The 25,407-nt window shown below is 46.6% G+C and carries 23 protein-coding genes and 1 tRNA gene; 15 read left to right on the top strand and 9 right to left on the bottom strand.

The genetic code is table 11. The annotated features are described in order from the left end of the window. The 3 genes from F6Q11_RS01915 to F6Q11_RS01925 form a co-directional block, all read left to right on the top strand. A partial coding sequence (locus F6Q11_RS01915; protein ID WP_297026026.1) for an ABC transporter ATP-binding protein occupies window positions 1–843 on the top strand: 843 nt, incomplete at its 5' end. Next, complete coding sequence (locus F6Q11_RS01920) at window positions 833–1,558, top strand: ABC transporter permease (protein ID WP_297026027.1); 726 nt, start codon at window positions 833–835, stop codon at window positions 1,556–1,558. The genes F6Q11_RS01915 and F6Q11_RS01920, both read left to right, overlap by 11 nt. Window positions 1,559–1,806: 248 nt before the next feature. Next, on the top strand, window positions 1,807–2,259 hold the full coding sequence (locus F6Q11_RS01925) for a MarC family protein (protein ID WP_297026112.1): 453 nt from the start codon (window positions 1,807–1,809) through the stop codon (window positions 2,257–2,259). Between the two features lie 75 nt (window positions 2,260–2,334). On the opposite strand, the gene F6Q11_RS01930 is transcribed toward F6Q11_RS01925, so the two are convergent. Beyond that, entirely contained in the window at window positions 2,335–3,516 is a 1,182-nt protein-coding gene (locus tag F6Q11_RS01930) for an MFS transporter (protein WP_297026028.1), read from the bottom strand. 195 nt (window positions 3,517–3,711) lie between these two features. On the opposite strand from F6Q11_RS01930, the gene F6Q11_RS01935 reads away from it, so the two are divergent. The 4 genes from F6Q11_RS01935 to F6Q11_RS01950 are packed head-to-tail and all read left to right on the top strand — an operon-like array spanning window position 3,712 to window position 8,533. Next, entirely contained in the window at window positions 3,712–4,773 is a 1,062-nt protein-coding gene (locus tag F6Q11_RS01935) for an ATP-NAD kinase family protein (protein WP_297026029.1), read from the top strand. Between the two features lie 13 nt (window positions 4,774–4,786). Continuing rightward, window positions 4,787–5,932, top strand: coding sequence for a glycosyltransferase (locus tag F6Q11_RS01940; protein ID WP_297026030.1), 1,146 nt, complete (start codon window positions 4,787–4,789; stop codon window positions 5,930–5,932). 51 nt (window positions 5,933–5,983) lie between these two features. Further along, window positions 5,984–8,263 carry a phosphoribosylformylglycinamidine synthase subunit PurL gene (gene purL / locus F6Q11_RS01945; protein ID WP_297026031.1) on the top strand — a complete coding sequence of 760 codons (2,280 nt, stop codon included), beginning with the start codon at window positions 5,984–5,986 and terminating at the stop codon, window positions 8,261–8,263. A 15-nt stretch (window positions 8,264–8,278) separates the two neighbouring features. Continuing rightward, window positions 8,279–8,533, top strand: coding sequence for a hypothetical protein (locus F6Q11_RS01950; protein ID WP_297026032.1), 255 nt, complete (start codon window positions 8,279–8,281; stop codon window positions 8,531–8,533). A gap of 106 nt (window positions 8,534–8,639) precedes the next feature. Here the strand turns inward: F6Q11_RS01950 and F6Q11_RS01955 are convergent, their stop codons facing one another. The 6 genes from F6Q11_RS01955 to F6Q11_RS01980 all read right to left on the bottom strand — a co-directional run bounded on the left by F6Q11_RS01955 (window position 8,640) and on the right by F6Q11_RS01980 (window position 14,282). Next, window positions 8,640–9,302, bottom strand: a complete 663-nt coding sequence (locus F6Q11_RS01955; protein WP_297026033.1) for a winged helix-turn-helix domain-containing protein/riboflavin kinase — start codon at window positions 9,300–9,302, stop codon at window positions 8,640–8,642. Window positions 9,303–9,403: 101 nt separating this feature from the next. After that, the gene (locus F6Q11_RS01960) at window positions 9,404–10,327 is read right to left on the bottom strand and encodes an NAD(P)/FAD-dependent oxidoreductase (RefSeq protein WP_367119317.1); all 924 of its coding nucleotides are present in this window, start codon (window positions 10,325–10,327) and stop codon (window positions 9,404–9,406) included. A 244-nt stretch (window positions 10,328–10,571) separates the two neighbouring features. Continuing rightward, a tRNA-Gly gene (locus F6Q11_RS01965) sits at window positions 10,572–10,656 on the bottom strand. 140 nt (window positions 10,657–10,796) lie between these two features. Then, entirely contained in the window at window positions 10,797–12,389 is a 1,593-nt protein-coding gene (locus tag F6Q11_RS01970) for a COG1361 S-layer family protein (protein WP_297026034.1), read from the bottom strand. Continuing rightward, the gene (locus F6Q11_RS01975) at window positions 12,386–13,822 is read right to left on the bottom strand and encodes an MFS transporter (protein ID WP_297026035.1); all 1,437 of its coding nucleotides are present in this window, start codon (window positions 13,820–13,822) and stop codon (window positions 12,386–12,388) included. The genes F6Q11_RS01970 and F6Q11_RS01975 overlap by 4 nt, the downstream gene beginning before the upstream one ends. Further along, complete coding sequence (locus F6Q11_RS01980) at window positions 13,800–14,282, bottom strand: PadR family transcriptional regulator (protein WP_297026036.1); 483 nt, start codon at window positions 14,280–14,282, stop codon at window positions 13,800–13,802. The genes F6Q11_RS01975 and F6Q11_RS01980 overlap by 23 nt, the downstream gene beginning before the upstream one ends. A 107-nt stretch (window positions 14,283–14,389) precedes the next feature. On the opposite strand from F6Q11_RS01980, the gene F6Q11_RS01985 reads away from it, so the two are divergent. The 3 genes from F6Q11_RS01985 to speB all read left to right on the top strand — a co-directional run bounded on the left by F6Q11_RS01985 (window position 14,390) and on the right by speB (window position 17,016). Then, a complete protein-coding gene (locus F6Q11_RS01985; protein WP_297026037.1) occupies window positions 14,390–15,649 on the top strand; it encodes an amidohydrolase family protein in 1,260 nt (419 codons plus the stop codon). Window positions 15,650–15,757: 108 nt separating this feature from the next. Then, the gene (locus F6Q11_RS01990) at window positions 15,758–16,147 is read left to right on the top strand and encodes a translation initiation factor IF-5A (RefSeq protein WP_010901470.1); all 390 of its coding nucleotides are present in this window, start codon (window positions 15,758–15,760) and stop codon (window positions 16,145–16,147) included. Beyond that, a complete protein-coding gene (gene speB / locus F6Q11_RS01995; RefSeq protein ID WP_297026038.1) occupies window positions 16,105–17,016 on the top strand; it encodes an agmatinase in 912 nt (303 codons plus the stop codon). The genes F6Q11_RS01990 and speB overlap by 43 nt, the downstream gene beginning before the upstream one ends. Window positions 17,017–17,220: 204 nt before the next feature. On the opposite strand, the gene F6Q11_RS02000 is transcribed toward speB, so the two are convergent. Both F6Q11_RS02000 and F6Q11_RS02005 read right to left on the bottom strand, forming a co-directional pair. Then, window positions 17,221–17,751, bottom strand: coding sequence for a 50S ribosomal protein L16 (locus F6Q11_RS02000; protein WP_297026039.1), 531 nt, complete (start codon window positions 17,749–17,751; stop codon window positions 17,221–17,223). A gap of 65 nt (window positions 17,752–17,816) precedes the next feature. Then, window positions 17,817–18,062, bottom strand: a complete 246-nt coding sequence (locus tag F6Q11_RS02005) for a hypothetical protein (RefSeq protein WP_297026040.1) — start codon at window positions 18,060–18,062, stop codon at window positions 17,817–17,819. 202 nt (window positions 18,063–18,264) lie between these two features. Here F6Q11_RS02005 and gyrB point away from each other — a divergent pair, with 202 nt between their 5' ends. The 5 genes from gyrB to F6Q11_RS02030 all read left to right on the top strand — a co-directional run bounded on the left by gyrB (window position 18,265) and on the right by F6Q11_RS02030 (window position 25,403). Further along, window positions 18,265–20,190: a DNA topoisomerase (ATP-hydrolyzing) subunit B gene (gene gyrB, locus F6Q11_RS02010; RefSeq protein ID WP_297026041.1), complete on the top strand. Its 1,926-nt coding sequence runs from the start codon at window positions 18,265–18,267 to the stop codon at window positions 20,188–20,190. Between the two features lie 10 nt (window positions 20,191–20,200). Then, window positions 20,201–22,582 (top strand): DNA gyrase subunit A, encoded by a 2,382-nt coding sequence (gyrA, locus tag F6Q11_RS02015; RefSeq protein WP_297026042.1) that lies wholly within the window; start codon window positions 20,201–20,203, stop codon window positions 22,580–22,582. Between the two features lie 53 nt (window positions 22,583–22,635). Beyond that, the gene (locus tag F6Q11_RS02020; RefSeq protein ID WP_297026043.1) at window positions 22,636–23,256 is read left to right on the top strand and encodes an isochorismatase family cysteine hydrolase; all 621 of its coding nucleotides are present in this window, start codon (window positions 22,636–22,638) and stop codon (window positions 23,254–23,256) included. A 41-nt stretch (window positions 23,257–23,297) separates the two neighbouring features. Further along, window positions 23,298–24,497: an extracellular solute-binding protein gene (locus tag F6Q11_RS02025; protein WP_297026044.1), complete on the top strand. Its 1,200-nt coding sequence runs from the start codon at window positions 23,298–23,300 to the stop codon at window positions 24,495–24,497. Window positions 24,498–24,602: 105 nt separating this feature from the next. Further along, window positions 24,603–25,403, top strand: coding sequence for an ABC transporter permease (locus F6Q11_RS02030; protein WP_297026045.1), 801 nt, complete (start codon window positions 24,603–24,605; stop codon window positions 25,401–25,403). Window positions 25,404–25,407: the final 4 nt, after the last annotated feature.

The following is a 25,407-nucleotide window of genomic DNA, read 5'->3' on the forward strand; positions in this document are numbered from 1 at the left end:
TCTCTCATCGAGATACGGCAGTTGAGAAAGGTTTACTCAAACGGCAAGGTTGCCATAGATGGCATGAACCTTGACATACCTTCTGGAATATCGGCAATAATAGGGAGAAATGGTGCAGGAAAAACAACTCTGATGAGGATATTGTCCACTCAGCTGATGCCTACTTCTGGCAGTGTGAAGATAATGGGACTGGACATAAGAGAAGATTCCTCTAGGATCAGGAAAATCGTTTGCAGCATTCCTCAGGAGGCGTCTCCCATAGGTGTACTCACACCACTGGAGCAGGTGAAGATGTATCTTGTGGCAAGGGGGTTTTCCTATTCCTCAGCAGATGCCGAGGCTAGGAGGGCTCTGGATGATGTCGGACTAGGAGAGAGCATGAGGCTGCCAGCAGATACACTCTCAGGAGGAATGAAGAGAAAGATATTCGTGGCCATGGCGCTTGCATCCAGCAGCGAGATCGTGTTCCTGGATGAACCTACAACAGGTCTAGATCCGATATCAAGATACGAAGTCTGGGCCGCCATAAGAAAGCTCGGATCGGACATTTTGTTGACAACTCATTACATGGAGGAGGCTGCATCGCTGGCATCTTACATAGTGTTGGTCGATTCGGGAAGAATTATTATGGGGGGCACGCTGAAGGATCTGCTCTCGGAATTCTCCGGTAAGGTCAGGGTAGAATGCAGGAAATACCTTGAGGGTTCCATGGAGATCGGTGGTATTTACATAAAATACGTGGATTACGGAGACGCTGAGAACTACGTAAAAAACGGTTGCGATGTCAAGAACATAACGCTTGATGATCTGTTCATAAGGGAGAGGATAGAGCTTGAACCTTAAATTCATGGCGCTCTTTGCCTGGTATTATGGATTTCGTGCTGTGAGGAGGGGTCCTTCATATCTCGTATCTGCAATGAGCACACCCCTTGCTCTGCTCTTTCTCATATTCATCATCTCAAAGGGCCGGCTTCTTGACTATGCTCTCGTTGGCGGTTTCATTGGCCTGGTATCGTCCGTATCCCTGTCCAGTGCGGGTGATGCCGCATTTCTGAGGCTTCAGCTGAGGATTCAGGATCTTTTCGTGGCCACATCAATATCGCCCACCGATTATATGTTTGGATTGACGATGAGCTACCTCATCTTCTCCATCCCGGGACTTGTGGTATACGGTATCCTTGCTGCGGTGTTCCATGTATTCACAGTGGCAGGTGTATTCGCCCTGATAGGTATTCTTGTGATGCTGACTGTTGGAACGAGCTCGGTCTCATTCATAGTTTCCGGGATGATAAAGCATGTACGTAATGTATGGGGCATAGCCGGTATACTCTCAGTGGTGATGACGGTGCTGCCACCGACCTTCTATCCGTATACCATAATACCGAGGCCATTTCTCTATGCGCTCTCCATATCACCAGCCACATCTGCTTCCATCATAATGCAGGGTGTGCTTGGGCTTTCCCCGATGATGATCAACATGGTGCCGATCTTCATCATTGAAACTTTGATATACGCCTTTGTCGGTCGAATAATGATCAAATGGCACTCTGAGGAATGAGCCGAGGTAAAAATGCATATTTTTGATTGGATTAGCTAATGTTTCACGTCCTATGGGAGAAAAATATATTACGGGGACATGATACGGGAAGGTGAACCAGGCAGTGGAGTTTCTCAAGATATTCATACCGCTCTTCATAGTGATAGATCCATTCGGAAGTCTGGTCCTATTCACATCCATGACTTATAATTTCAACGAGTCATGAGAAGCTCCGCGCAACGAAGGATGCCGTTTTCTACGGCGGTATAATTCTCGTTCTATTCGCCCTGGCTGGAGAGTACATCATCTACTTCTTTGGGATATCGATAGAAGCTCTGGAGATGGCCGGAGGTATAATACTGCTGCTCATGGCTGTCGAGATGATAATGGAGGGAAACCGACCGAAATCGTCCGGATCGGAGATAGTTGACTATGATATAGGGATAGTGCCGTTTGCCACGCCTATGCTGGCCGGTCCTGGAGCCATTTCCCTGGTAATAATACTGATGAAGGGGCCGATCATAGCGAAGATATACACAATCATATCCATAGCCATCATATTTGCGATGGTTTACATTTTCTTCAAATGGTCCGCCGTCGTATCGAAGTTCATCGGAGCAAAGGTGATGAAGGCCATATCACGAATTTTTGGTTTGCTCCTCGCTGGATTTGCGATACAGTATTTCATAGACGCGATACTAGCACTTTCCATACTGAAATAGGAAATATGGTGCTTGTATAGCGTGAATCAATTGTATTTCTCCTACATCTTAGTTATGCTTCTCAGGCATAGGTCGTCAGTATTTTCGCAGCAGCTTGAAGTATACGAAGCCTCCGATGATCTGTATAACTCCTCCGATCTCAACTGGCAACGGTGGATAATAGTCCATGAGGTATCCAGCTATTCCCGATGTACTCTGCATTATCCTTGATGGAGCACCCTGTATGCTTGATGCGGTACCGAGATCCTCGTCTTTCACCCCCTGTATGTTCACGACATTCCTAATTGGGGTTCCGAAGCCAGCCACTATTGTTCTGATTATGTAGATGGCTGATCCAAGCAGAAATATGGGGCTTAGCGCCATGACTATCAGAAGCGTCCCCTGAAGTATTCTCGTTAAGGATCCGAAATACACGGCGCGTTCTTTCGATATGTGTATCCTGCTTGCCATCAGGGAACCGATTGCCGTGGTTATGTAAGAAAAGGTGAATACGAGTCCTATCTTCGAAGCGCTCACGCCGTACCTTATCTCGAACCATGCTGATATCAACGCCATCGAAAAACCTATGGCACTACCGTTGATGACATTGGTTATTATCACGCGTGTAGAAAACCGCATGGTTTCCCTTCTGAGGAATTTAGTGGTCTTTTTCTGTCTCTCATCCCTTCTTACCATCGAGAGCGAGGCGAAGGAAAGCAGTATAAGCAAGAATGCAACGTGATAGAGTATTTCAAAGGCCCCAATATCACCGTAGATATGCGATAGAAATCCATGAAAATAGAGCAGCAGGCTTCCGCCTATGCTGGCGATGGATGCGACAAATGTAATCTGGGCCATTCTCGCAATCCTTATGGATGGATCCCGCCAGATTCTTGCCAAATATGGCGTTATGCCAACTGAAAAAGACCCTCTCATGCCACCGGGAGCACCAGCACTGCCCGAAATGATGGTTGCAGTGATGATGAGCGGAATTGATCTGGTAAATGCTAGCATTCCGGATGCAGTCAGAGCTGGGATCTCCCCAAGCATCAGTGAATACTTGTATCCTACGCGATCTCCAAGCATTCCTATGCCTATCGTCACCGATACATTTGCAAGGGCGGTTCCAACATATATTAGGCCAACGTTGACGATGCTGATCCTGTTCACCAGCAGGTACAGCGGGAGCGATATGGCCATGAATATCAAGCCGACGCTCCTGAAAGCTCTGGAGGCCAGGATGAGCCTGAAAGATCTGGAATAGGCGTTCTCTTCCATAAAAATCATTTTTTAAATGATGGTTTATCAGTAAAATATATTTATAGACAGCGGTAAAGTGTATTGATTCTCGCACGAAAGACCAAAGATACGATCCAGCGAAGCGAAATGCGTTAATATGTTGTTACCGACGAGCATGCCATGGAAAGCCTGAAAGGCTAAAATAAAAATGCTTCACCGTGATCTCCAATTGCATTGAATGATGCGTATCTGAAGGTTGCATTCTTCATAAATCCGATCGCGGGATATGGGTCACTGAAGAATCTGAAGGGTTCCGATGGTCTCATGATCGATAATCCACAGGAATCAGTATCGATCAGCAGGGCCATGGATTTTCTCCGCAGACTTGATTTCTCCAAGTTTTACTTTCTTGTACCATCTGGATATATGGGAGAAAGAGAAATATTGGGTTTGACAGATCGGTATAGAGTAACGTATAGAAGTGGGTGGCCGACGACAAGAGAGGATACCATGGGCTTCCTGAAGAACATAGATGATGCAGAGATACTGGTTTTTGCTGGAGGTGATGGCACAGCCAGGGATGTGCTGTCTGCCGGCATACGTATACCAGTGATCGGTATTCCTGCCGGTGTGAAGATGTACAGCTCAGTTTTCGCAATAAGCCCAGCGCACGCTGCTGACAGCCTGAACTCCATATCAAAGGCGAATCTAAGAACGGCAGATGCCGAGGTCATGGATATAGATGAAGACCTTTACAGGAAGGGCGTACTTAGCGCAAGACCCTACGGATACTTGAAGGTCCCTGTGTTGAACGACATGGTTATGTATTCTAAGGCCGAGTATGATCTGGGTGGAGTAGAGGATATAGCGGAATATATAATTGAACATATGGATGACGGTTATTACGTCGTAGGCCCTGGAAATACATGCAAGACGATAGAAACTGAGATGGGGATAAACACAAATCCGCTGGGATTCGATATACTCAAGAATAGGAAGCTGCTGAAGGAAGACGCGGCAGAAGAGGATATATACCTTGCATGCAGGGACGGATGCCGCATCATAATATCACCAATAGGGGGTCAGAATTTCCTTATAGGGCGCGGAAACAAGCAGATATCGTCAAGGGTTCTGAAGATGATCGGTGCAGAGGACGTAATCATAGTTGCATCTCCGTCCAAGGCTGAGAACATACGTGTGCTTTATGTGGATTCAGACGTCAATCCATGGCAGAGTGGTTATGCCAGGGTTCTTTACGGTTACGGTAAATATAAAATTGTTCCTGTGATAGTGTGACCAGAGGCAGGAATTGAAGATAATTTACTTTACTGATACGTATTATCCAACTCCAGACGGGGTATCTGTATATCTCAAAGAGGTCAAGCAGAAGCTTGAATACGAAGGACATGAGGTGATGGTCTTTTCGATCACTGGCGATCCGACAGAGCATAATGTATATGTGCCCAGATTCACGGCCCCGTTCCTGCCATACCCACAGTACAGGGTACCGGTGTCATTCATACCGTTCTCCATTTTCAGGAGAGCGCTGGAATTCGGCCCTGATATTGTGCATCTGCACAATGCATTCTACATGAGCTCAATAGGATATCTTGTTGCAAGAAGGCTTGGCATACCCCCTGTTGCAACATTTCATACGGACGTCTCCAGGATGAGGGAGAGCATAAGGATGCCGTTGAAGGATTTCGCATTCGATCTTGGAGAGCGTTACAGTCTCTTCCTCTATAGAAAATGCAGAATGGTCATGGCGCCTAGCGATACGGTCGAGGAGTATCTCAGGAGCAAAGGCGTGAAGAATGTTGTCACATTGCCGCTCTTCGTGGATACCGAAAAGTACACGTATGGCCCTGAAAGCAACGGGGAAAGATACATTCTGTATCTTGGCAGGATAACCGTCGATAAGGGCATTTACAGGGTGCTGGATCTTGCAGAGGCAATGAAGGGTGAAAACGTCAGATTCAAGATTGCAGGAGTTGGCCCAGAACTTGAGAGGATAAGGAGAATAGTCCGAGATCATGATATGAAGAATGTTGAGATACTGGGGTACGTTGACGATCGCGCCAAGATGGATCTGATGTCGAATGCCAGCCTCTTCGTATATCCATCCTCAGCCGATACATTCGGGATATCTGTTTTTGAGGCACTGGCCTCTGGAGTACCTGTCATCGTATCCGACGATTTTCCGGTTAAGGAGAATACGGATGTGATATCGTATGTGCACTTTGGCGATATCAGGTCTGCGGTTGAGACAGCAAGGAGAATCCTGCACGAGGACAAAACAAAGCTTGCTGTAGAGGCCAGACGCCTGGTAGAGGAGAAATACAGTCTGCAGAGGCATATCTCCTCGCTTTTAGAGATATACGATTACATAGAATCTGAAAGAAGGAATAAGGGATCCACTGAGAAGAGGAGTGTCAACAACTCAATTTTCAGATGATCTTTCATCGTTTCTCAACTGATTTATAAATGAATACTGCATGCCCCATGGATGATTTCCAGGACCATCAGAATCAGGGATGCGGATGATAAAAAACTGGCTTCGATAAGCAGAAGACTTGGGTTGGCTCTCTCTCTGGATGAGATGAAGGCTGTCAGGTCATATTTTGATAAGGTTGGACGAGATCCGATAGATGCGGAGATACATGCTGTAGCGCAGTCCTGGAGCGAACACTGTTCGTACAAGTCATCTAAGTACTATCTCAAGAAATACCTCGGATCACTGAAGACCGATTACACCATACTGGCCATGGAGGACGATGCGGGCGTTGTTGATTTTGACGGCGAATATGCCTACGTCCTCAAAATGGAGAGTCACAATCATCCGAGTGCCGTGGAACCATACGGCGGAGCCGCAACTGGAATAGGTGGCATAGTCCGTGATGTTCTGTGTATGGGTGCGCAACCGGTTGCCCTTGTAGATTCCCTGTTTCTGGGTGACGTGTCATCCGATCGTTATGAGGGGCTCCTTTCGCCGAGGTACATTTTCGGCGGTGTTGTGGGTGGGATAAGGGATTACGGGAACAGAATCGGAATTCCAAATGTTGCTGGTTCTCTCTATTTCGATAAACTTTACAATTCAAACCCACTGGTGAATGCAGGATGCATCGGCATTGTCAGGAAGGATAGGATCGTCCGTTCGAAGTCCTATAAGCCAGGGGACGTGCTTGTACTCATGGGCGGAAAGACCGGAAGGGACGGCATCCACGGCGTCAATTTTGCAAGTGCGACTCTGGGAAAGGTGACGAAGAGCAGCAGGCTCGCCATACAGCTCGGTAATCCTATAGTAGAACAGCCCATGATAAAGGCCGTGCTGGAGGCAAACGATGCGGGACTCCTGCGTGCGATGAAGGATCTGGGTGGAGGTGGGCTTTCAAGTGCAGCCACGGAGATGGTTTACGCTGGAGGGTTCGGAGCCGAGATAGTGCTTGATGAGATAAAGCTCAAGGAGTCGAACATGTCCGGATGGGAGATCTGGATAAGCGAAAGTCAGGAACGCATGCTGATGGAATGTTATCCTGAGGATGTGGATAAGATAAGGCAGATAGCGGAGAAATGGAATCTGGACTTCTCGGTAATAGGAAAGGTCACCGAGGATCGTAGGATACGGGTATACTACAGAAACAGGAAGATAATCGACATGGACATAGAGTTTCTTGATGATTCGCCAGTTTACCAGAGACCATACAAGATCAGAGAGAGGGATAGGTCCGTGACGATACCAGAGGAGCCAGAGGATCTCAACAGCTTCGTAATGGAATTCATGGCCAGGCTGAACACCTGCGCAAGATTCAACGTTGTCAGGCAGTATGATCACACGGTCAGAGGATCAACAATAATTACACCATTCGTGGGAAGGCCGAACAGAGAGACCCATTCAGACGCCACCGTCATAAAGCCGCTTGAGGGTTCAATGCGTGGCCTGGTAATAACCTCCGGATCCAGGCCGAACATGGTCGCGGCTGATCCCTACGCTGGTACGCTCCTGACCATGGTTGAGGCCTACAAGAATATACTATCAACTGGAGGCACACCTCATTCAGTAGTGGATGCGCTCAACTTCGGGAATCCGGAACGTGAGGAGATAATGGGTCAATTCGTTGAGTCCGTGAAGGCCATAGGGGATTTCTGTAGAAAAACAGGCCTTCCAGTTGTTGCGGGCAACGTGAGTTTCTACAATGAATACAGGAAGACCGACATAATGCCCACGCCAACAATAATGATGGTCGGTCTTATCGACGATGTGCGGAGATCGAGGACAACTTACATAAAGGGTTCTGGCAATGTTCTTTATCTTATAGGTGAACCATGTGACAACCTCACCGGAAGCGAATACAACAGGATGCATGGTCATTCCGACGGATATCTCCCATCCCCGGATCTAGACGAACTGATGAGGATACGTGATTTCCTATCATCCAAGAGGGATTTCATACTTTCAAGCCATGATGTTTCATCCGGTGGTCTCCTTGCTGCGCTCTCTGAGATGTCTTTTGGATCCGGCATAGGTTTTCACGCAGACCTGAGCAATGTTTCTGCTGCAAGGCCAACCGTCAAGCTGTTCTCTGAATGCGGAAACGGTATGGTTGTTGAGATACCTAGGGATATGGAGGGTAGTTTCGTAGATGGATCTACGGAGATCAGCATAAAGCGCCTTGGTGAAACAGGTGGCGACAGGATAATAATCGACGAGGCTGGTCTGAACCTGATCGATATCACAGTCGAAGATCTCAGAAACGCCTGGGAGCACGGTCTTGACAACTATATCTGAAGATGCGGTGGTATTATGGATGAAACGGACACGATTGAAAGAACCAAATATCTCGAGGATAAGGATGTAACGGTGGTGCTGAAATACATGCTTAACTTTGATGCGGGAAGAACCTGCGGCACCATAGCAGTATATCCTGGTAGGGATGTACAAGATGACGCCTATGAGATATACATGGAGGTTCTGGATTGCAGGATGGACAGAGAACGTGTGCTGTCTGCCTTTCAGCGCGTGATTGATGAGATACGGAGAGGCGATATCGAGGTTTAAATAAACCTCAAACTTTCTTTCGCATTTTCAGCGATGGCCGCGAAATAAATTCCATGAAGAATATGCATAATTCTGCAGGAAAAGATGTCCTATAATCACCGGGATATCACGTATAAACCTCAACAGTGACACGGTCACCATCATGCAGATTGAGTTCCTCACGTAGATATTTGTCCGATATGACCTCAATGACATCTGTGTACACGGTCCTTTCAGGCATTATTACGAAGCATGGAACGCTCTGTACCTTTGCAGAAAAGGCTTTTACCGCACCGAAGGTTCGATCCTCTGTTTTGAAACCATCTATGTGTATGCCTCTGAAACCTCTTATCTTTCTGAGTTCTGGAAGACTGGCCTGATCGACCTTTATGTTGAGTGTGCCCAGATACGGTATTATCCCAAGTTTTTCCTGAAATTGAATTATGTACTGCTTTCTTGCCACATAATACCTTCCCTCGCCCATGCCAGATGTTATGGTTCCAGCTATCACTATGTTGTTCTTTATGGAGAGTATCCTTGAGAGATCTGCAAATTCGGTGTAAAGTACATCTAATCCTTTCTCAGTTATGTTCAGTATCTGCCCTCTCTTCGTAACTGTGCGCGTTATATAGCCATTCTTCTCCAGATCTATTATTATCCTTGAAGCTGACTGCTGGCTTATACCGAGCATATCAGCTAGCTTTGATGAGGTCAGATAAGCCCTGTTTGATGCCTCAGCGACCTCCTTTATCCTCTTTATGGCCCTGTAGTACTGATCTGAAGTTTCCATTTACAGGTTATTGTAGTCTCTGATTTATTCTTTTATTCCGAATCATTATATGGATCCTTTCTGCATCTCTCAAAAAAGCAAAGAACCTGGAAAATTGAAATTCAGAGTTTAAAATCAACGTTATTTTGTTGTCCCAGCTTCTTCCAATCGTTGATGGAGGCCGGTTTTCCACGTAATTTCTGGATATAGTTATATGCAGACAGTGCAGCAATGGCTCCCTGACCCGCTGATATTACGGCTTGCTTGTATGGAATATTTGTTATATCGCCACAAGCAAATATACCATCAGTTATCGTTTTTCCATTTTGATCTATTACGATCTCGTTTTTTGAATTTGTAGATACGAGATTTTTGACGAATTCGATGCGCGTGGTGTATCCCATTTCCACGAATAAGGCATCTATCTTAAGATTCTCTACAATTCCTGGTTGTATGGGATCGGAGAGGTCTACGCTTTCTAGTTTACCGTTTCCCTTTATTTTACTAATCACCCTTCTGTGTACTATTTCTACGTTGCCCAGTCTAAGAAGTGAAGTAACCTTGTCCTCATCACAAACTGGCTTTTCAGTTCTTTGGATGAGGTACACCTTTTTAGCTATATTGGAAAGGAAGATAGCTGATTCCAATGCCTGTTCACCGACTCCAACAACAGCAGCACTCTTTCCGGCATAAAGTGGTCCATCGCAAACTGCGCAATATGAAACTCCTCTGTTCTTGAATTCCGATTCTCCTTCAACATTCAAATCCCTTGGTATTTTACCTATTGCCAGAATTATAGAAACTGCAAGATATTCGGAATTCTTGGTTTTGACTAGAAAGGCCTCCTCTTCTTCTTGTGAGATATGTATAACTTCATCATAGAGAAATTCAACGCCATATTTAGATGCCTGATCTTTGATCTTGTTTACAAGTTCAAAACCGGATATTGAAGAAAAGCCAGGATAATTTTCTATACTGTCAGTCAGAAGCGCTTGTCCGCCTATATCCTTCGTTATGACGAGACTTTTTAAATTCTGTCTTCGCAGTAAAGAGCAGAGGTTAGTCCAGCTATTCCGCCGCCAATAATTATAACATCATATTGGCTATCCATACCAAAGTATGGTATTTAGATATTTATAGCTAACAAATTTTTAAATTTGTAGAATGAGTGCCGCTTTTGGTATCATTGTTATCATTCTAAACAAAAATCATTGGGGTTTTCTTATTATTAATACATAAAGAATAAGCCACAGAAAGATACCATCTTATATAAACAACCGTTGCGAACAGTGCGGAAGCCGGGATTTGAACCCGGGTTAGGAGCTTTTTCCGAAGCTTGGGAAGCTCCTGTGATGCCAGACTACACTACTTCCGCTTTATATGGAACGGGAATTTATGGTGTATATTTCATTCCCTTATATGAGTTTCGCTGGTAGGCTCGTTCAGTCCATACCTGCATAATTTGAAGTGTGGCAACAAAAAAGTAGGTTGAATATTTTGGCTATCCTCGAAGAATTAGCGTTTCTTCCTCCTGACGCCAGCGTATACTGCAAGACCTATTATGACCGCAGCTATGGCGACCAGAACTCCTATCGTTAATGGCGTGAACGTAAAAGCCTGGGATATTTTTTCCTCTACCGTGGGCGATACACTGGCGTTCGTTTTAAACGTCTTAATGAATTCATACGACGTATTGTTGTAATGCCACCCAAGGAAGAGCTCCACTGGATAGTTTCCGGGACTGGCCGCTGATGAGGTGTCAACCAGAAAGACCAGTTCATAGGTCTGACCGGGATCAAGGCTTGGAATGGTAATGTTATCGGCAGTGAGCGAAGCAAGTGGATTGGACGATGGTACGTGTATCGTTAAGATGCCCGGAAGCATCAGATAGGCCCTTATGTCGTACATGGTCTCGTTTCCGTCATTCGTTATGTTGAAGTACATCACGGACTTGTCAACGCCGGGTTGCATGCTGGACTGGTGGTAGCTTATGGTTGGGGACGGCTGGTTATGAACGTATACATCAACTGGAAATTCAAGGCCGTTTATAACCACAGAGATAACCTCAGGGCCGTATGACGACAGTGAGTTCATGATAAATGTGAAGTTGTAGATCCCTGGCGAAACGTAAGACAGGTGATATTCGTTTGTCAGATCTGTGAAATCTGATGACTCAACCGTAACATTCAGGTATCTGGCTACGGAATTTCCTGTAACCTCAATGAAGGCTTTAAAAACTATGAAATTCTCGTTTGTGTAAACAACTGGAGGGTCTATCTCCGTGTTCACCAGTGTTATGTTCGTGTATCCAGTTATTCCTGACCTGAACTGTACAAGACTGGTTTTTCCGTAGACTGAAACGGACAGGTTCTGGCTGTAAAAGCCATCGGACGCGTTGTTGAACACGCTCACCGTGAACGTGACCGAAGCTGTTTCATCCGGTGGTATTGCACTGATATTGAAGTATTGCTGATATCCATAGAAAGGATAGGATGGGATGTATTCTATGGAAACGTTCTGATCGATTACGTTGCCTATGTTCTCAAGGACCAGTGTCATCGGTATATTCTTCATTCCAGGGGATGCTGCAAACTGAGACTCTGGGGTTCCAAAGTACGAAGCGGCCACAGTGACCTGTGTTGAACCCAGTATATATGCGGTGAAGGAGACATTGAAATGATCAACGGCAGAGCTGTTGATCCCCTGGACATACAGATCCTCTCTGTACCCGCCGGTTGTTATATCTGAGGATACGTTCACGAGCTGCATCACGGTTATCTGTTCACCAGATGGTATCTCAGTGAAATTGTACACCGCAGGGCCGGATGGATATCCGTGCAGATTTACATAATTAAGGACACTCGGGTTGTACTTTGTCAGATTTAAGTACACACTGGCATCCTCCAGCGTCAGCGGCGATATGAATGTCACGATCAGTGGAACATCGCTCATGCCAGGCGCAACTGTTTCTGTTGAGTTTGGTGAAAACCAGCTCACAGATACAACCTGCGGTTCAGGTGGCGATACTGATGCCGCAGAAAGGCCAGAAAACCCAGACAGTATAACTATAGTGCTGAACATTATCACAAGCAGAAGTCTTGTCCTCATTTCCTTTCACCTCCAACTATAACGTTCTTCATGAAGATCGATAGAAACATGGCTACGATGACGAAGGCCATACCTATCATATATATGGCATCGTATGCCTCTGAAGATGGAAAACTCTCCAGTACTGGTATCACCGGCAGACCATAGAAGTTTGCTGGAACCGCACCGACAATGGTGTACGTAACGAACATGGTCTCCATTACCCCACCTATGGCTGGAGCAAGCGAGGTACCAATGTTCCTGAAAACAACGTTCATACCGGTGCTCTCGCCAGATCTGTCTCTGGGTACGGATATGAGCAGTATGTTGATTATACCAACGAAGATGAATGAGATACCCATGCCCATGACGGCAGAATCTTCAAGTATGGCCAGAATGCTGGATCTGTTGAAATAAAGGCCTAAATAGCTGAACAGCAGTATTATAAGTCCTATAATTATCGCTACCTTCGGTCCGCGTCTGGTTGTTGTCATGGCAGCCAGTGGCGCAAACGCCATGTTTAGAACAGCTGCCGGTAGAAGTATAAGACCGGACTCAACTATCGATATTCCGAACCCAGCTGGTTCCGGATCTTGAAGCAAAGCAGGTACTGTATAGAAGAGGAAGAACATCCCAGACATTGCGAAAAGCCCTGTTAAGTTTGCGAGGAAAACGTTTCTTATTCGAAGGAGATCCATCCTTATGAACGGTTCTGGTGCATTTCTCTCGTAGAGAACGAAAACAAAGAACATGAGGGCTGAAAATAGGAATAGACCGATTATGGAAGGCGACGACCATCCCCAGTACTCACCCTCAGATATGGCCAGTATGAACGAGACGATGGCGATTCCGAGAGAACCTACGCCTACGAAGTCGATCTCTGCTGGTTTTCTCTCGCTCTCATCATGCAGATACACGGATGCGAGGATCACGAGAAGGATTGCCACAGGTATCGAAGAATGGTAGGACCATTGCCAGCCGTAATTCTGAGTTATCCATGCACCTATCACCAGACCGATGGCTGCTCCACCAGAAAACGTGGAGCTTACAATCCCCTGTGCCAGTGCCAGCCTCTGTTTCGATACCTGATCGTTTATCAATGCAAATGAGACAGGGAACATACCCATACCTATACCCTGAACTGTCCTTATTATGATGAGCTGTTCCAGCGTCTTAGCGAAGCCACCGAAGGAAACTGCTATCGTATAGAAGACCGCCAATATCACAAAGATGTTCTTCTTGCCGTACATGTCGGCGAGCCTACCGAATATTGCGGATGAAACCGTGCCTGATATGATGTAAGCGGTTATTATCCATGAGAGATGATCGTAGTTGGTATCAAAGAAGGATACAAGTATCGGAAGTGCTGGCGTTATCATTGTTTCAACGTATGTTACGAGAAGTCCAGCGAAGGCTGATATGGCTATTGTCCTAGTTGAGTGATTGCTCATCATCTATCTCACCATATCTCCTTAGAAGTTCCCTGGCCATATCCTCAACCTCTTCCCTATGGCCACCCATTATCATCCTGAAGGCATATTCAACCTCTGCAACGATCACCGGTAGCATAAGCTGAATAGCCGCTTTTATTGCCTCCGAGGTATCGTCTTTTGAGAGAAGGTTGAGGTAGAAGAACGCGTCGCCCATCGCCCTCGAGATCAGGTTCTGCTTCACGTCCTCCTCTATTTTACTGATGGATTCCACGAACCGATCTCCTTTCTTGGTCAGATGGTATATCTTTTCTCTTCCTCTGATCTCGAATTCAATGAATCCTTCCTGCAACAGCTTTCTTATCATGGGAAGGATCGTTCCATGCGATACCTGTCCATCACTGGAGATCTCCTTAGACATCTGGTATAACGTCATTGGGTTCTTGCTGAGCAGAATCAGTGCCTTCACTGCGTACCGATCCATAGGTCGAAATCGACATATCAGGATGAGATATAATCGTTTCGTGATCGGATCAGGACAAAAGCTACTGGACTCAGCAAATTTAAGTAAGTAAAAACAGATAGCGTCGTATGAGCACTCTCATAGAGAATGCGCTGATCGTGACGCAGGATCAGACACGCAGAATATTTCGGGGAAACGTGCAGTTTGATGGTGATACGATAACATATGTGGGCAGGGAGAAGCCTAAGAGTGAATCTATCATAGATGGTACAGGGAAGATAGTCATACCTGGGTTCATAAACACGCATGCCCATGTTGGCATGTCGGCATCCAAGGGGCTATTTGATGATGTGGATCTTGAAAGGTTCTTGGATATGACGTTCAAGTACGATGCCCAGAGAACCGAAGATGGCATATTCAACTCGGCAAGGATCGGTATGTATGAGATGATTAACGCAGGAATAACCTCATTCGTGGATCTCTATTATTCTGAAGACGTTATAGCCAGAGCTGCTGAACAGGTTGGCATAAGGGCATTCCTCTCCTGGGTCACGCTTGACAGGGAATTCACAACGCAGAAGGGCGATCCTCTGGACAATGCTGAAAATTTCATAAGATCTCACAGGAACATGAGATTCGTCAGGCCATCGGTTGGAGTTCAGGGGATATATGTTGCCAGTGATGAGACATATCACCGCGCAAAGGAGATAGCTGACAGATATGATACAATCCTGCATATGCACCTTTCTGAAACCAGAAAGGAGGTATATGACAGTGTCAAAAAGATAGGAGAGAGGCCAATTGAGCACCTCGACAGGATAGGCGTACTGTCCGATAGGGTCATTGCGGCGCACTGCGTGTGGTCTACGTATCATGAGGCGAAGATTCTTGGAAAGGATAATGTGAATGTGTCCTGGAACTCTGTGAGCAATTTTAAGCTGGCCACCGGCGGTGTTCCACCAATTCCAGAGATGTTTGAGGCAGGGGCCAACATCACCCTTGGTACGGATAGCAACGGTAGCAATAATTCGCTGAACTTCTTTGAAGTCATGAAATTTTCAGCACTTACCCTGAAGAACGCCAGATGGGATGCCTCTGCTATCAAGAGTCAGCAGATACTTGATTTCGCCACAATAAATGCGGCGAATGCTCTGAAGATCAACGCCGGATCGATCGAGGTTGGCAAGAAGGCAGATATCGTGATCCTGGATGCAAGGGCTCCGGAGCTGATCCCCACCAGCGAGATCAATGTGGTGAACAATATCGTATACTCTGCCGGGCCTGGAATCGTTGACAGCGTGATCATAGATGGAATATTCAGGAAGAAAGATGGAAAACTCATAGGATTTGATCAAAGTGGCCTAAGTTCGGCGGAGAACTTCATCTGATATGTTCATAACGAGGGAAATGACAGCATCGGAGCGGCATGATCCATCCTCGCAGACGATAGTGGTAAGAAAGTATTTAAAGGGTAATAAAATTAGGGGCAGATATTAATGAGCTGGCAAGAAGCTGAAGTACGTGAACTCAAAGTTGGAAGATACATACTGATAGATGACGCACCATGCAAGATCGTTGAAATAACAATGTCAAAACCAGGGAAGCATGGCGAGGCAAAAGGAAGGATCGTGGCGATCGGAGTATTCGACAACCAGAAGCGGAGTGTTGTGTATCCTGTGAAGCATAAGGTCAAGATACCGATAATAGAGAAGAAGAACGCTCAGGTGCTCTCCGTCCAGAATAACGAAGTGCAGCTGATGGACTCAGAAACTTTCGAGACCTTCGTGCTGCCGCTCGATCCTGAGATTGCCGATAAGATCAAGCCGGGAATGGAGGTGCCCTATTGGGAAACCATGGGGATGCGAAAGATCATGCTTCAGAATTGAGGGATATTTTCTCTCTGAAGAAGATAGCGGACGCCAAATACAGCTACGAAGAGAGCGATTATGTGATATTTGGCGTTCCGTTTGACAACACCTCCAGCTACAGGCGTGGTTCAAAGTATGCCCCGGATTCGATCAGATCGGCCTATGTGAATCTGGAGTCCTTTGAATTTTCATACCGGTTTGACCTGTTGAAGGCCAGAATATCAGACCTAGGCGACATGGAGGAGTCTGAGGATGTGGAATACGTCGTCGATCAGGTCCAGCGGGTAACCAGCATGATATTTGGGGACGGAAAGATACCCATAATGCTGGGGGGAGAACACTCAATAACTGTCGGCGCCGTCAGAAACCTCCCTGAAGATGTCCACATGGTGATAATCGACGCGCATTCTGATTTCAGGGATTCATATATGGGCAACAAACTTAACCATGCATGTGTGACGAAACGTGCACTTGAAATCTTAGGGCCTGACAGGATAACCTCTATCGGAACCCGGTCAGTTTCTCTGGAGGAATTCCAGGACCCAGACTTCGAGAAGGTGGAATTCATACCTTCATTCAGCGTTAGAGAATACGGTATAGACCGCTACATAAATGATATTGAGAAAAAAGCTGGAAGGGTCTATATATCCATAGATATGGATGGCATCGATCCGGCCTATGCACCAGCCGTCGGGACCCCAGAGCCATTCGGCCTGACAGATTATGAGGTAAGGCACATTGTGGAGAGACTCTCATACAAGGCTGTCGGCATTGATATAAACGAGTTCTCACCGCTCTACGACAATGGCAACACATCGATGCTTGCCGGAAAACTTATACAGGTCTTCATAGCGAGCAGGGAAAAATACAGAATGGAACACATCTGAATGCCCGCAGCCTTTTTTGAATTTTCCATAAATATCCCGGTGTTCCGTATCTCCATCTGACGGATCTATTTTATTCCTTAAGGATCCGTAGAGTCGATTTACAGATCAGAACCAGCAAACTCCAGATAGAGTGGCATTAAAAAAGGAACTTCATGAAATGAAAATAATTGAAAATATAGCGTGGATTATTCGTTATCCAGACATTCAGATGCCGAGCGAACCCGCTATCTCCTTGCCCTTCGTTATGACAACCTTGCATGGCGTTGGGAGCTTAATCGCAGCTTTTCTAAGAGCGGTCTTCAGCTCCTTCGCGTGCGCTTCGTCGGTTCTCGCTATCATTATCACATCGTTAGGATAAACCCTGGCCGCCGTACCAACTGGCCTTCCAAAGGCAGCTCTCATACCACTTGATATACGGTCTGCACCAGCCCCAGTAGCCATCTTGTGCTCCCTAAGCACGTGGTGCGGGTATGGCACGACCTTCAGGTAGAAGTAATCAAGGCCCGCGGCTTCAGTCATCCTTCTGTTCACGGAAACCCTGGCAGCTTCAAGAGCAGTGTGCCTGATCTGGCATGGTTCCTCAGCCACCAGTCTCATCTCTATCGGGAAATCCTTCTTCTGGTTGCCCTGAACGAATGTCGTGATCTTTGGATATGGAACACCGCCCATGAACTCCTTCCTCGTATAGGCAGGGCCGGTTATGCGCGAATACATTCTTGCAGGCTTAGTTACCATGAATACACCTTTTCGACAGCTAATTATATGCCGATATTTAATTTTTGGGTGAACTCAGAAAGAATTCACTGGGTTTTCCTCAGTATAACGGCTATTTCTCCATTATCCTCCTGAAGATCAATAAGTTTGAATTTCGATGTCCTTGCGAGCCCCTCATAAACCTCGCGGCCAAATGGGAATTTTTCCTTGAGAAGCAGAACCTTGACGTCCTGGCCAGGCTCTAGCTGGAATGACAGTCCCTTGAGAGTGCTTTTGAGGTAGTTGAAAGGATCGCCACCGCATGTTATGTTTCTCTGATCCTCGACCATCATAGATATAGTATGTATTACGGATATTTATACGGAACGTAATTTTTTTCGGCAATAATAGAATGTTTTTGTTAGACGCAGGAACATCATGACTCGTTCATCGATCGCATGGCATCATAAAGATGGAAAAAGTCCAGAAAAACGCTGAAATTTCATCTTCCGATGATCTAAATATTAATATGTAAACAATAAATAGGGACTGGAAATGACCGAAGATAATTACGACTCTTCACAGATACAGATACTCGAAGGGTTGAAGGCAGTCAGAAAGGTACCAGGTATGTACATAGGATCCACGGATACAAGGGGTCTGCATCACCTGGTCTATGAGGTTGTGGATAACAGTGTAGACGAATCGGTAGCAGGATACTGCAGCAGGATATATGTTCTCATGGGAAGCGACGGTTCAATAACAGTTGAGGACGATGGCAGGGGAATACCTGTAGATATACATCCAAAATACAGGAGGCCCGGCCTGGAGATTGTACTGACGGAGCTTCACAGCGGCGCTAAGTTCGATAAGAAGGTATATAAGATAACTGGCGGTCTCCATGGCGTTGGAGTGCATGTTGTAAATGCGCTCTCCAAGAAGCTAATCGCCGTGGTAAAGAGGGACGGCAAGATATATTACGATATCTTCGAGCAAGGGATACCGGTATCCGGGCTCAAGATAGCAAACGATCCATCGGATATAGACAGACTCGGCATAAAGATACAGTTCCCGGATCATGGTACGATAATAAAATTCTATCCTGATCCTGAGATATTCGAAACAACAGAATTCTCCTACGATACAATACTGGCCAGGCTGACGGATCTCTCTTACCTGAACCCGCAGTTGACCATAACGTTCAGGGATGAGTCCTCTGGCAGAGAGGAGATCCTGCACCATGAGGGCGGGTTAACAGAGCTCGTAAGGCATCTTTCAGAGGGCAAGGAGGTTCTGATGGATCCCCTCTATCTGAAGGAAGAGGTGGACAGCCACATGATAGAATTTTCACTCGTGTACACCACCGACGTGCAGGAGACGCTAATGTCATTCGTCAACAATATAAGCACTCCGGAAGGTGGTACCCACGTTGCAGGCTTCCATCAGGGCCTTTCACGTGCTATTCAGGATTATGCAAGATCAAATAACAAGATAAAGGGCGTCGAGGACATCACTGGAGACGATGTGAGAGAGGGTGTGATCGCCGTAATTCATGTTAAGATGCAGAACCCACAGTTCGAGGGCCAGACAAAATCGAAACTTGGAAACAGCGGCGTTAGAGGCATCGTGCAGTCAGTAACATCGAAATTCATGAAGACATTCATGGAGACAAATCCGCATGTCGCCGATGTAATAATAGGAAGAGTATTATCTGCTGCGGCAGCCAGAGAAGCCTCAAGGAAGGCAAAGGAGCTGGTTAGAAGAAAGTCGGCACTTGAAGGCGGTGGGCTTCCAGGTAAGCTTGCAGACTGTTCATCCAATGATCCCACGAATGCCGAGCTCTACATAGTTGAGGGCGATTCTGCAGGAGGATCAGCCAAGCAGGCAAGAAACAGGCAGTATCAGGCGGTGCTGCCCCTGCGCGGAAAGATACTGAACGTTGAGAAAGCCTCCGATATGAAGGTTGTTGAAAACGAGATAATACACGATCTTGTGGTGGCCATCGGCACCGGTGTAAAGGAGGACCTCAATCCGAAGAAGCTAAGGTACGGAAAGATAATAATAATGACCGATGCAGATGTGGACGGAGCGCACATCAGGACGTTGCTCCTGACATTCTTCTTCAGGTACGCAAGATCGCTCATAGAAAACGGGAATGTGTATTTCGCAGAACCGCCGCTATACAGGATACAGAAGGGACAGAATGTGAGATACGTCTATTCTGACGAGGAAAAGGATCAGGTCAGCAGAGAATTCGGACCGAATGCGATTATACAGAGGTTCAAGGGTCTCGGTGAGATGAATCCGGAGCAGCTATGGGAGACCACGATGAATCCCAAAACGAGGAAACTTGTCCAGGTCACAATTGAGGATGCCCAGGAGGCTGAACGCATATTCACCATACTGATGGGTGAAAAGGTGGAACCGAGGAGGAAGTTCATCGAGGAGAATGCGGTTTATGCGGAGAACATAGACCTCTGAGGTGTTTCATATGGAGAAAAGGGCAGTAGAGGTTGAGATAAGAAAATCGTACCTTGAATACGCGATGAGCGTCATCGTGAGCAGGGCGATTCCGGATGTCAGGGACGGTCTGAAGCCTGTTCAGAGACGCGTTCTCTATTCGATGAGAGAACTCGGAGTAACGCATGACAAGCCATACAAGAAGTGTGCCAGGATAGTTGGAGAGACGATGGGTAAATACCATCCTCACGGTGATATGGCCATATACGATGCACTGGTGAGAATGGCACAGGATTTCTCGCTGCGCTATCCACTGGTAGATGGCCAGGGAAACTTTGGATCTATAGATGGGGATTCTCCAGCTGCCATGAGGTATACCGAGGCAAGGCTCACTCAGATCGCCGAGGATATGATGGAGGACATCGACGAGAACACGGTACCGTTCAGGCTGAACTTCGACGGTACGCTTTCTGAGCCAGAGTATCTTCCATCAAAGATACCAAGTCTGCTCGTGAATGGCAGCTCAGGCATTGCTGTGGGCATGGCAACGAATATGGTTCCACACAATCTCACCGAGATATGTGATGCAATACTCTATGAGGTAGATCACAGGGATTCTCCCGTTGACGATCTGCTGAAGTATGTCAAGGGCCCCGATTTTCCAGGTGGAGGTATAGTGTTCTATGGGAAGGATCTCATAGAAGCATACAGGACAGGTCGTGGAAAGGTCATAGTGCAGGGCGAGGTGGATGCAACAGAGGACCGCAGGCTGATCATAAAGAGCATTCCGTACGGCGTCAATAAGTCAGATCTGGTCCAGTCCATAGCCGATCTGGCAAAGAACGAGGTTATCAGGGACATAACGGACATAAAGGATGAGAGCGACAGAAACGGGATACGCATAGTCATAAAGGTGAGGGATGACGACCTGAAACCGCTCGTCCTTAACCAGCTCTACGAGCACACGGCCCTGGAGAGCAGCATAGGCATAATAAATCTGGTGCTTGTGGGAAACCAGCCGAAGCTGATGAATCTCAAGGAGCTCATAGATTCGTTCATAGATCACCGCCTTGATGTCATACTGCGCAGATCGCAGTTCAGGCTTGATAAGAGGAAGGAAAGGCTGGATGTCCTGACAGGCATACTGACGGCCATAGAGAACATAGACCGCGTTGTTGAGATACTAAAGGCGTCAAAAGACGCTGATGCGGCTGGTTCTGCATTGAAGAGCGAATTCGATCTCAACGACAGGCAGGTGAAGGCTATCCTGGAGATGAGACTCCAGAGGCTTGTGAACATGGAGCAGGAATCCGTGAGATCAGAGATAGCAGAGATTCAGAAGGAGATCCGTGATCTGCAGGATATAATATTATCCGAGGACAAGAGAATAGAGGTATTCAAGAAGGAGATTCAGGAGGTCCAGAGGAAATACGGTGACAAGAGGAGGTCGAGGATAAAGTTCAGGGGAATCACGGAGAGAACGACGGAGGATCTGATACCCAACGAGGAGTCCCTCATAATGCTCAGTTACGGCGGCCTCATCAAGAGGGTGCAGGCGGATGAGTACAGATCTCAGAGGCGTGGCGGGAAGGGCGTGAACACGTCCATGAAGACTTCAGACAGCATCAAGAGCATGATCCACTGCTTCTCGCACGATACGGTCTATTACTTCACAAGCATGGGCAGGGTGTTCAAGTCAAAGGCGTATGAGATCCCGAAGAAGAACAGAACATCGCTAGGCGTTTCTGCGGCAGCATTCCTGAAGCTAGCACCCGGTGAGAGAGTAACAGAGATAATGAAGGCGCCGCCGGAGAAGGGTTATTATCTCATACTTGTAACAAGGGACGGATCCGTTAAGAAGACTGCGGCAGATCCGGTATTCGATTCAAAGAGCTCAGGTCTGAAGATAATAACGCTGGATGAGGGCGATGAGCTTGTTTCGGTTTCCTATACTTCAGGGGATCAGAACATGTTTGTCCTTTCGTCGAAGGGAAAGGCATCTGTCTTCAATACATCCGAGATCAGAGAGACCGGGAGAACAAGCATGGGTGTTAGATCGATGCGCCTGAATGAGGGCGATCAGATACTCACCGCTTTCGTTGTGAATCCCGAAGAAGATATCCTCAGCATATCGGAGAAGGGATACGGTAAGCGGACGAGCATATCAGAATTTCCAATACATCACAGGGGTTCATCTGGCGTCATGGTGTACAGAGATACAGAGAGAACAGGAAAGGTGAGCCATGCCATACCGGTAAGGGAAGAGGACGAGGTCATACTTGTGTCGATGAACGAGAAGACCATAAGGATAAAAGCCTCAGAGATCCCGGAAACCTCCAGGGTAACATCTGGAGTCAAGCTCATGGACATTGACGATGATGACAGGGTTATAGCGGCAGCAGTGATAAAATGATATCTGAATATTTCAGTGAAAAATCTTAATATCGATTGAACTAATCTTCAGCCATGGTCATAGAGGGTAAGATATATGAGAATATGAAGGAGATAGTGGATCCGAAGCATACAGTTCTCGTTGTCTGGGATGTTCAGAACGCACTTGTGAACAGCATATTCAACAGGGATCAGTTTGTAGGGTCGCTGAAGAATATCCTGTCGGAGGCCAGATCAAAACACGTACCCGTGATCTACACCAAGATCACTCCGCTACCGTTCGAGTTCGAATCAGGCTACAGGATCTATTCATCCATGAAGAGGTATGGTGTTTCAGATCCAAGAAAAATAAGTTTCATGAAGCCTGGATCACCAGAATCTGAAATTTACAGCGAACTCATGCCGGCTGAGGGTGATACGGTCGTAAACAAGAACACTGCAGATATATTCGTGGGCACGAATGTGGAACTTATGCTGCACAACGCCGGTATCGATACCGTTATCTTCACTGGTATAGCTACAGAATTCGGAATAGAATCTTCGGCAAGGAGCGCAGGCAACAGGGGCTTCTATCCAGTCGTCGTGGAGGACTGTGTTTCATCATCGAGCAAAGAGATGCATGAGGCAGCACTAAAGGTTATGAGAACACAGGTCATTGTGGCAAGATCAGACGAGATAATCCAGGCTTGGAAGTAGACTTGACGAATATTTTTAAGGTTTCAATACATTATCTTTTTATGGAGAATCCCATAAAACCTGTTTCTACAAAATGGGTTGGTATATCGGTTGTTCTTCTTGTTGTTGGCATCGTCATAGGCTTTGCAGCCGGCCACTATACAGTTGCACCGCCGTCGAAGCCCGCCATAAACACATTTGCAGCAGGATCACTCAAGTATGCGCTGGGGAACGATTTCAATCCAGAATTCACTAACCTTACTGGAGTAAGGGTCGGAATGACCTTCTCCGGATCCATCAGCGGTGCCAGAGAGGTGCAGGAAGGGAAGAATTACAGTGTTTTCATATCCGCATCAGCTCCGATACTCTACCAGGATCTGATGAATGAGACCCACTACGCCTCATGGCAGATAGTGTTCTCAGCCAACGAGATGGCGATAACATGGACGAATTCGAAATACAGCATACCCTCAAGCTTCCCGTACTGGTTTGAGAATGTCACCGAGAACAGCACAATAGTTGCGGCCTCCAATGCATCGCTTGATCCGAGCGGTTTCCAGGCCATAGAGACAATGAAGCTTGCCGGACTCCTTTACACAGGCTGGAATAATTCAAACAAAACGGTAGGCAACGAGCCTGTTAGCTATTACGTCAGGCTCGCCTTCGACAACAACTTCAGCAAGTACATGCAGTACAACAAAGCTTACAATAACTGGTTCCATGTAAAATTCGGATATCCTGTTAACGACTCGCTGGCGCTGTACCACCAGATATTCATATCGAAGTACCTGAACGGTACGACGAAGCTGACAACGGTAGAGATAGGCCTTGATGGCTACCTTACATCGGACACTGCTGACTATGCACTAACGTACGTTTCACAGGCCATAAACCAGGGGCTTGATTACTATGAGAATTCAACCGGAGGCAATGGACTTCCGGCATGGATAAACCTGGGCAGCGTGAATAAGACGATAGATGATTTCTACGAACAGATAAATGAGAGCGGACCGGCCTGGGATAACGTTGGCAGCCTACCAGGCGCTCCGATATTCTACAGTGTAACCGTGATAAACAACTACACGAATCCGTACGCAATACAGTACGTGTACGATCTGATAACCGGCCTGGGGCAGCACTACCTATCCATGAGCAAGTTCGATCCGCTGGCCCAACCGTTCTATGTTGGAAACGTTCCTGAACAGCTGAAGGGACTTGTAGTTGCGCCACCGTCCTATCTGCCGGTTTCATCCTACGATTGATCTGTCCCAGCGAAATGCCGAGGATCGATCTCTATATTTTTTCCATTTTTCAGGAATATATGTAAATACAATCGATAACATGCCGTATGGGGGTAACGTCATAAGATGAAGATAAGAGGTCGTCTTGTTTACATCTTCTTTCCAGTTTTCATCGTCTATCTTCTCGTACTGATCATACCGCTGGTGAGAGCGCTGACCTATTCGTCCCTGGCAGAGATCATAACTGATCTTCATTCTGGCATCATATCATCAATCGAGTACACGTACGTGGTATGCGCATTTGTTGCAATTCTTGCTGTACTGGCCTCACTTCCATACGCATATACCATGTCAAGGCACAGATCGGTTCTGTTCAGGGCAATGGACAGCGTTGTGGAGATACCCATAATGATCCCGCATACCGTGGTTGGCATAATAATGCTCCTGACATTTGAACCGTCCATGCCGCTGGGTCATCTCCTGTCAAGATACATACCGGGATATTCGTTTGATGATACGCTATTCGCTGTGATAATAACTCTATTCTTCCTTTCGTCAGCTTACTCCATACGGGAGGTCGGCGTCAGTTATCAGCGTTCTGTGGTGGATTATGAAGATGTTGCCAAGACCCTCGGGATCGGGGAAGGCATGAGCTTCCTTGTTGTTTCCATGAGGCTTTTGGCAAGGCCGATGATGAAAGGCTTTCTGCTGTCATGGGCCAGATCGGTCTCCGAGGTTGGTGCCATACTGATCGTTGCCTATTACATATTCCCTAGCTTCATAAAGCTGGCTGGTGTCTTCATCTATTCACAGTGGCTTGGCTACGGTCTCTATCCTGCCGCGGCTTCATCCGCCATACTGATCATCACTGGAATAGTGATAACGGGAATATTCCGCGTTGTGGAAACAGTGGGTGTCAGATCATGAGGGT

This window comes from Thermoplasma sp. (assembly GCF_008709555.1).
Taxonomy (GTDB): domain Archaea; phylum Thermoplasmatota; class Thermoplasmata; order Thermoplasmatales; family Thermoplasmataceae; genus Thermoplasma.

What these genes read in the sequence shown, in the direction of transcription:
- F6Q11_RS01975 (WP_297026035.1), bottom strand. Translation starts at nt 13,822, where the DNA reads ATGATGAGCAATCACTCAACTAGGACAATAGCCATATCAGCCTTCGCT.
- F6Q11_RS01970 (WP_297026034.1), bottom strand. Translation starts at nt 12,389, where the DNA reads ATGAGGACAAGACTTCTGCTTGTGATAATGTTCAGCACTATAGTTATA.
- F6Q11_RS01980 (WP_297026036.1), bottom strand. Translation starts at nt 14,282, where the DNA reads ATGGATCGGTACGCAGTGAAGGCACTGATTCTGCTCAGCAAGAACCCA.
- F6Q11_RS02005 (WP_297026040.1), bottom strand. Translation starts at nt 18,062, where the DNA reads ATGATGGTCGAGGATCAGAGAAACATAACATGCGGTGGCGATCCTTTC.
- F6Q11_RS01955 (WP_297026033.1), bottom strand. Translation starts at nt 9,302, where the DNA reads ATGGAAACTTCAGATCAGTACTACAGGGCCATAAAGAGGATAAAGGAG.
- F6Q11_RS01990 (WP_010901470.1), top strand. Translation starts at nt 15,758, where the DNA reads ATGAGCTGGCAAGAAGCTGAAGTACGTGAACTCAAAGTTGGAAGATAC.
- F6Q11_RS02030 (WP_297026045.1), top strand. Translation starts at nt 24,603, where the DNA reads ATGAAGATAAGAGGTCGTCTTGTTTACATCTTCTTTCCAGTTTTCATC.
- purL (WP_297026031.1), top strand. Translation starts at nt 5,984, where the DNA reads ATGATTTCCAGGACCATCAGAATCAGGGATGCGGATGATAAAAAACTG.
- F6Q11_RS01930 (WP_297026028.1), bottom strand. Translation starts at nt 3,516, where the DNA reads ATGGAAGAGAACGCCTATTCCAGATCTTTCAGGCTCATCCTGGCCTCC.
- F6Q11_RS01985 (WP_297026037.1), top strand. Translation starts at nt 14,390, where the DNA reads ATGAGCACTCTCATAGAGAATGCGCTGATCGTGACGCAGGATCAGACA.
- F6Q11_RS02025 (WP_297026044.1), top strand. Translation starts at nt 23,298, where the DNA reads ATGGAGAATCCCATAAAACCTGTTTCTACAAAATGGGTTGGTATATCG.
- gyrA (WP_297026042.1), top strand. Translation starts at nt 20,201, where the DNA reads ATGGAGAAAAGGGCAGTAGAGGTTGAGATAAGAAAATCGTACCTTGAA.
- F6Q11_RS02020 (WP_297026043.1), top strand. Translation starts at nt 22,636, where the DNA reads ATGGTCATAGAGGGTAAGATATATGAGAATATGAAGGAGATAGTGGAT.
- gyrB (WP_297026041.1), top strand. Translation starts at nt 18,265, where the DNA reads ATGACCGAAGATAATTACGACTCTTCACAGATACAGATACTCGAAGGG.
- F6Q11_RS02000 (WP_297026039.1), bottom strand. Translation starts at nt 17,751, where the DNA reads ATGGTAACTAAGCCTGCAAGAATGTATTCGCGCATAACCGGCCCTGCC.
- F6Q11_RS01950 (WP_297026032.1), top strand. Translation starts at nt 8,279, where the DNA reads ATGGATGAAACGGACACGATTGAAAGAACCAAATATCTCGAGGATAAG.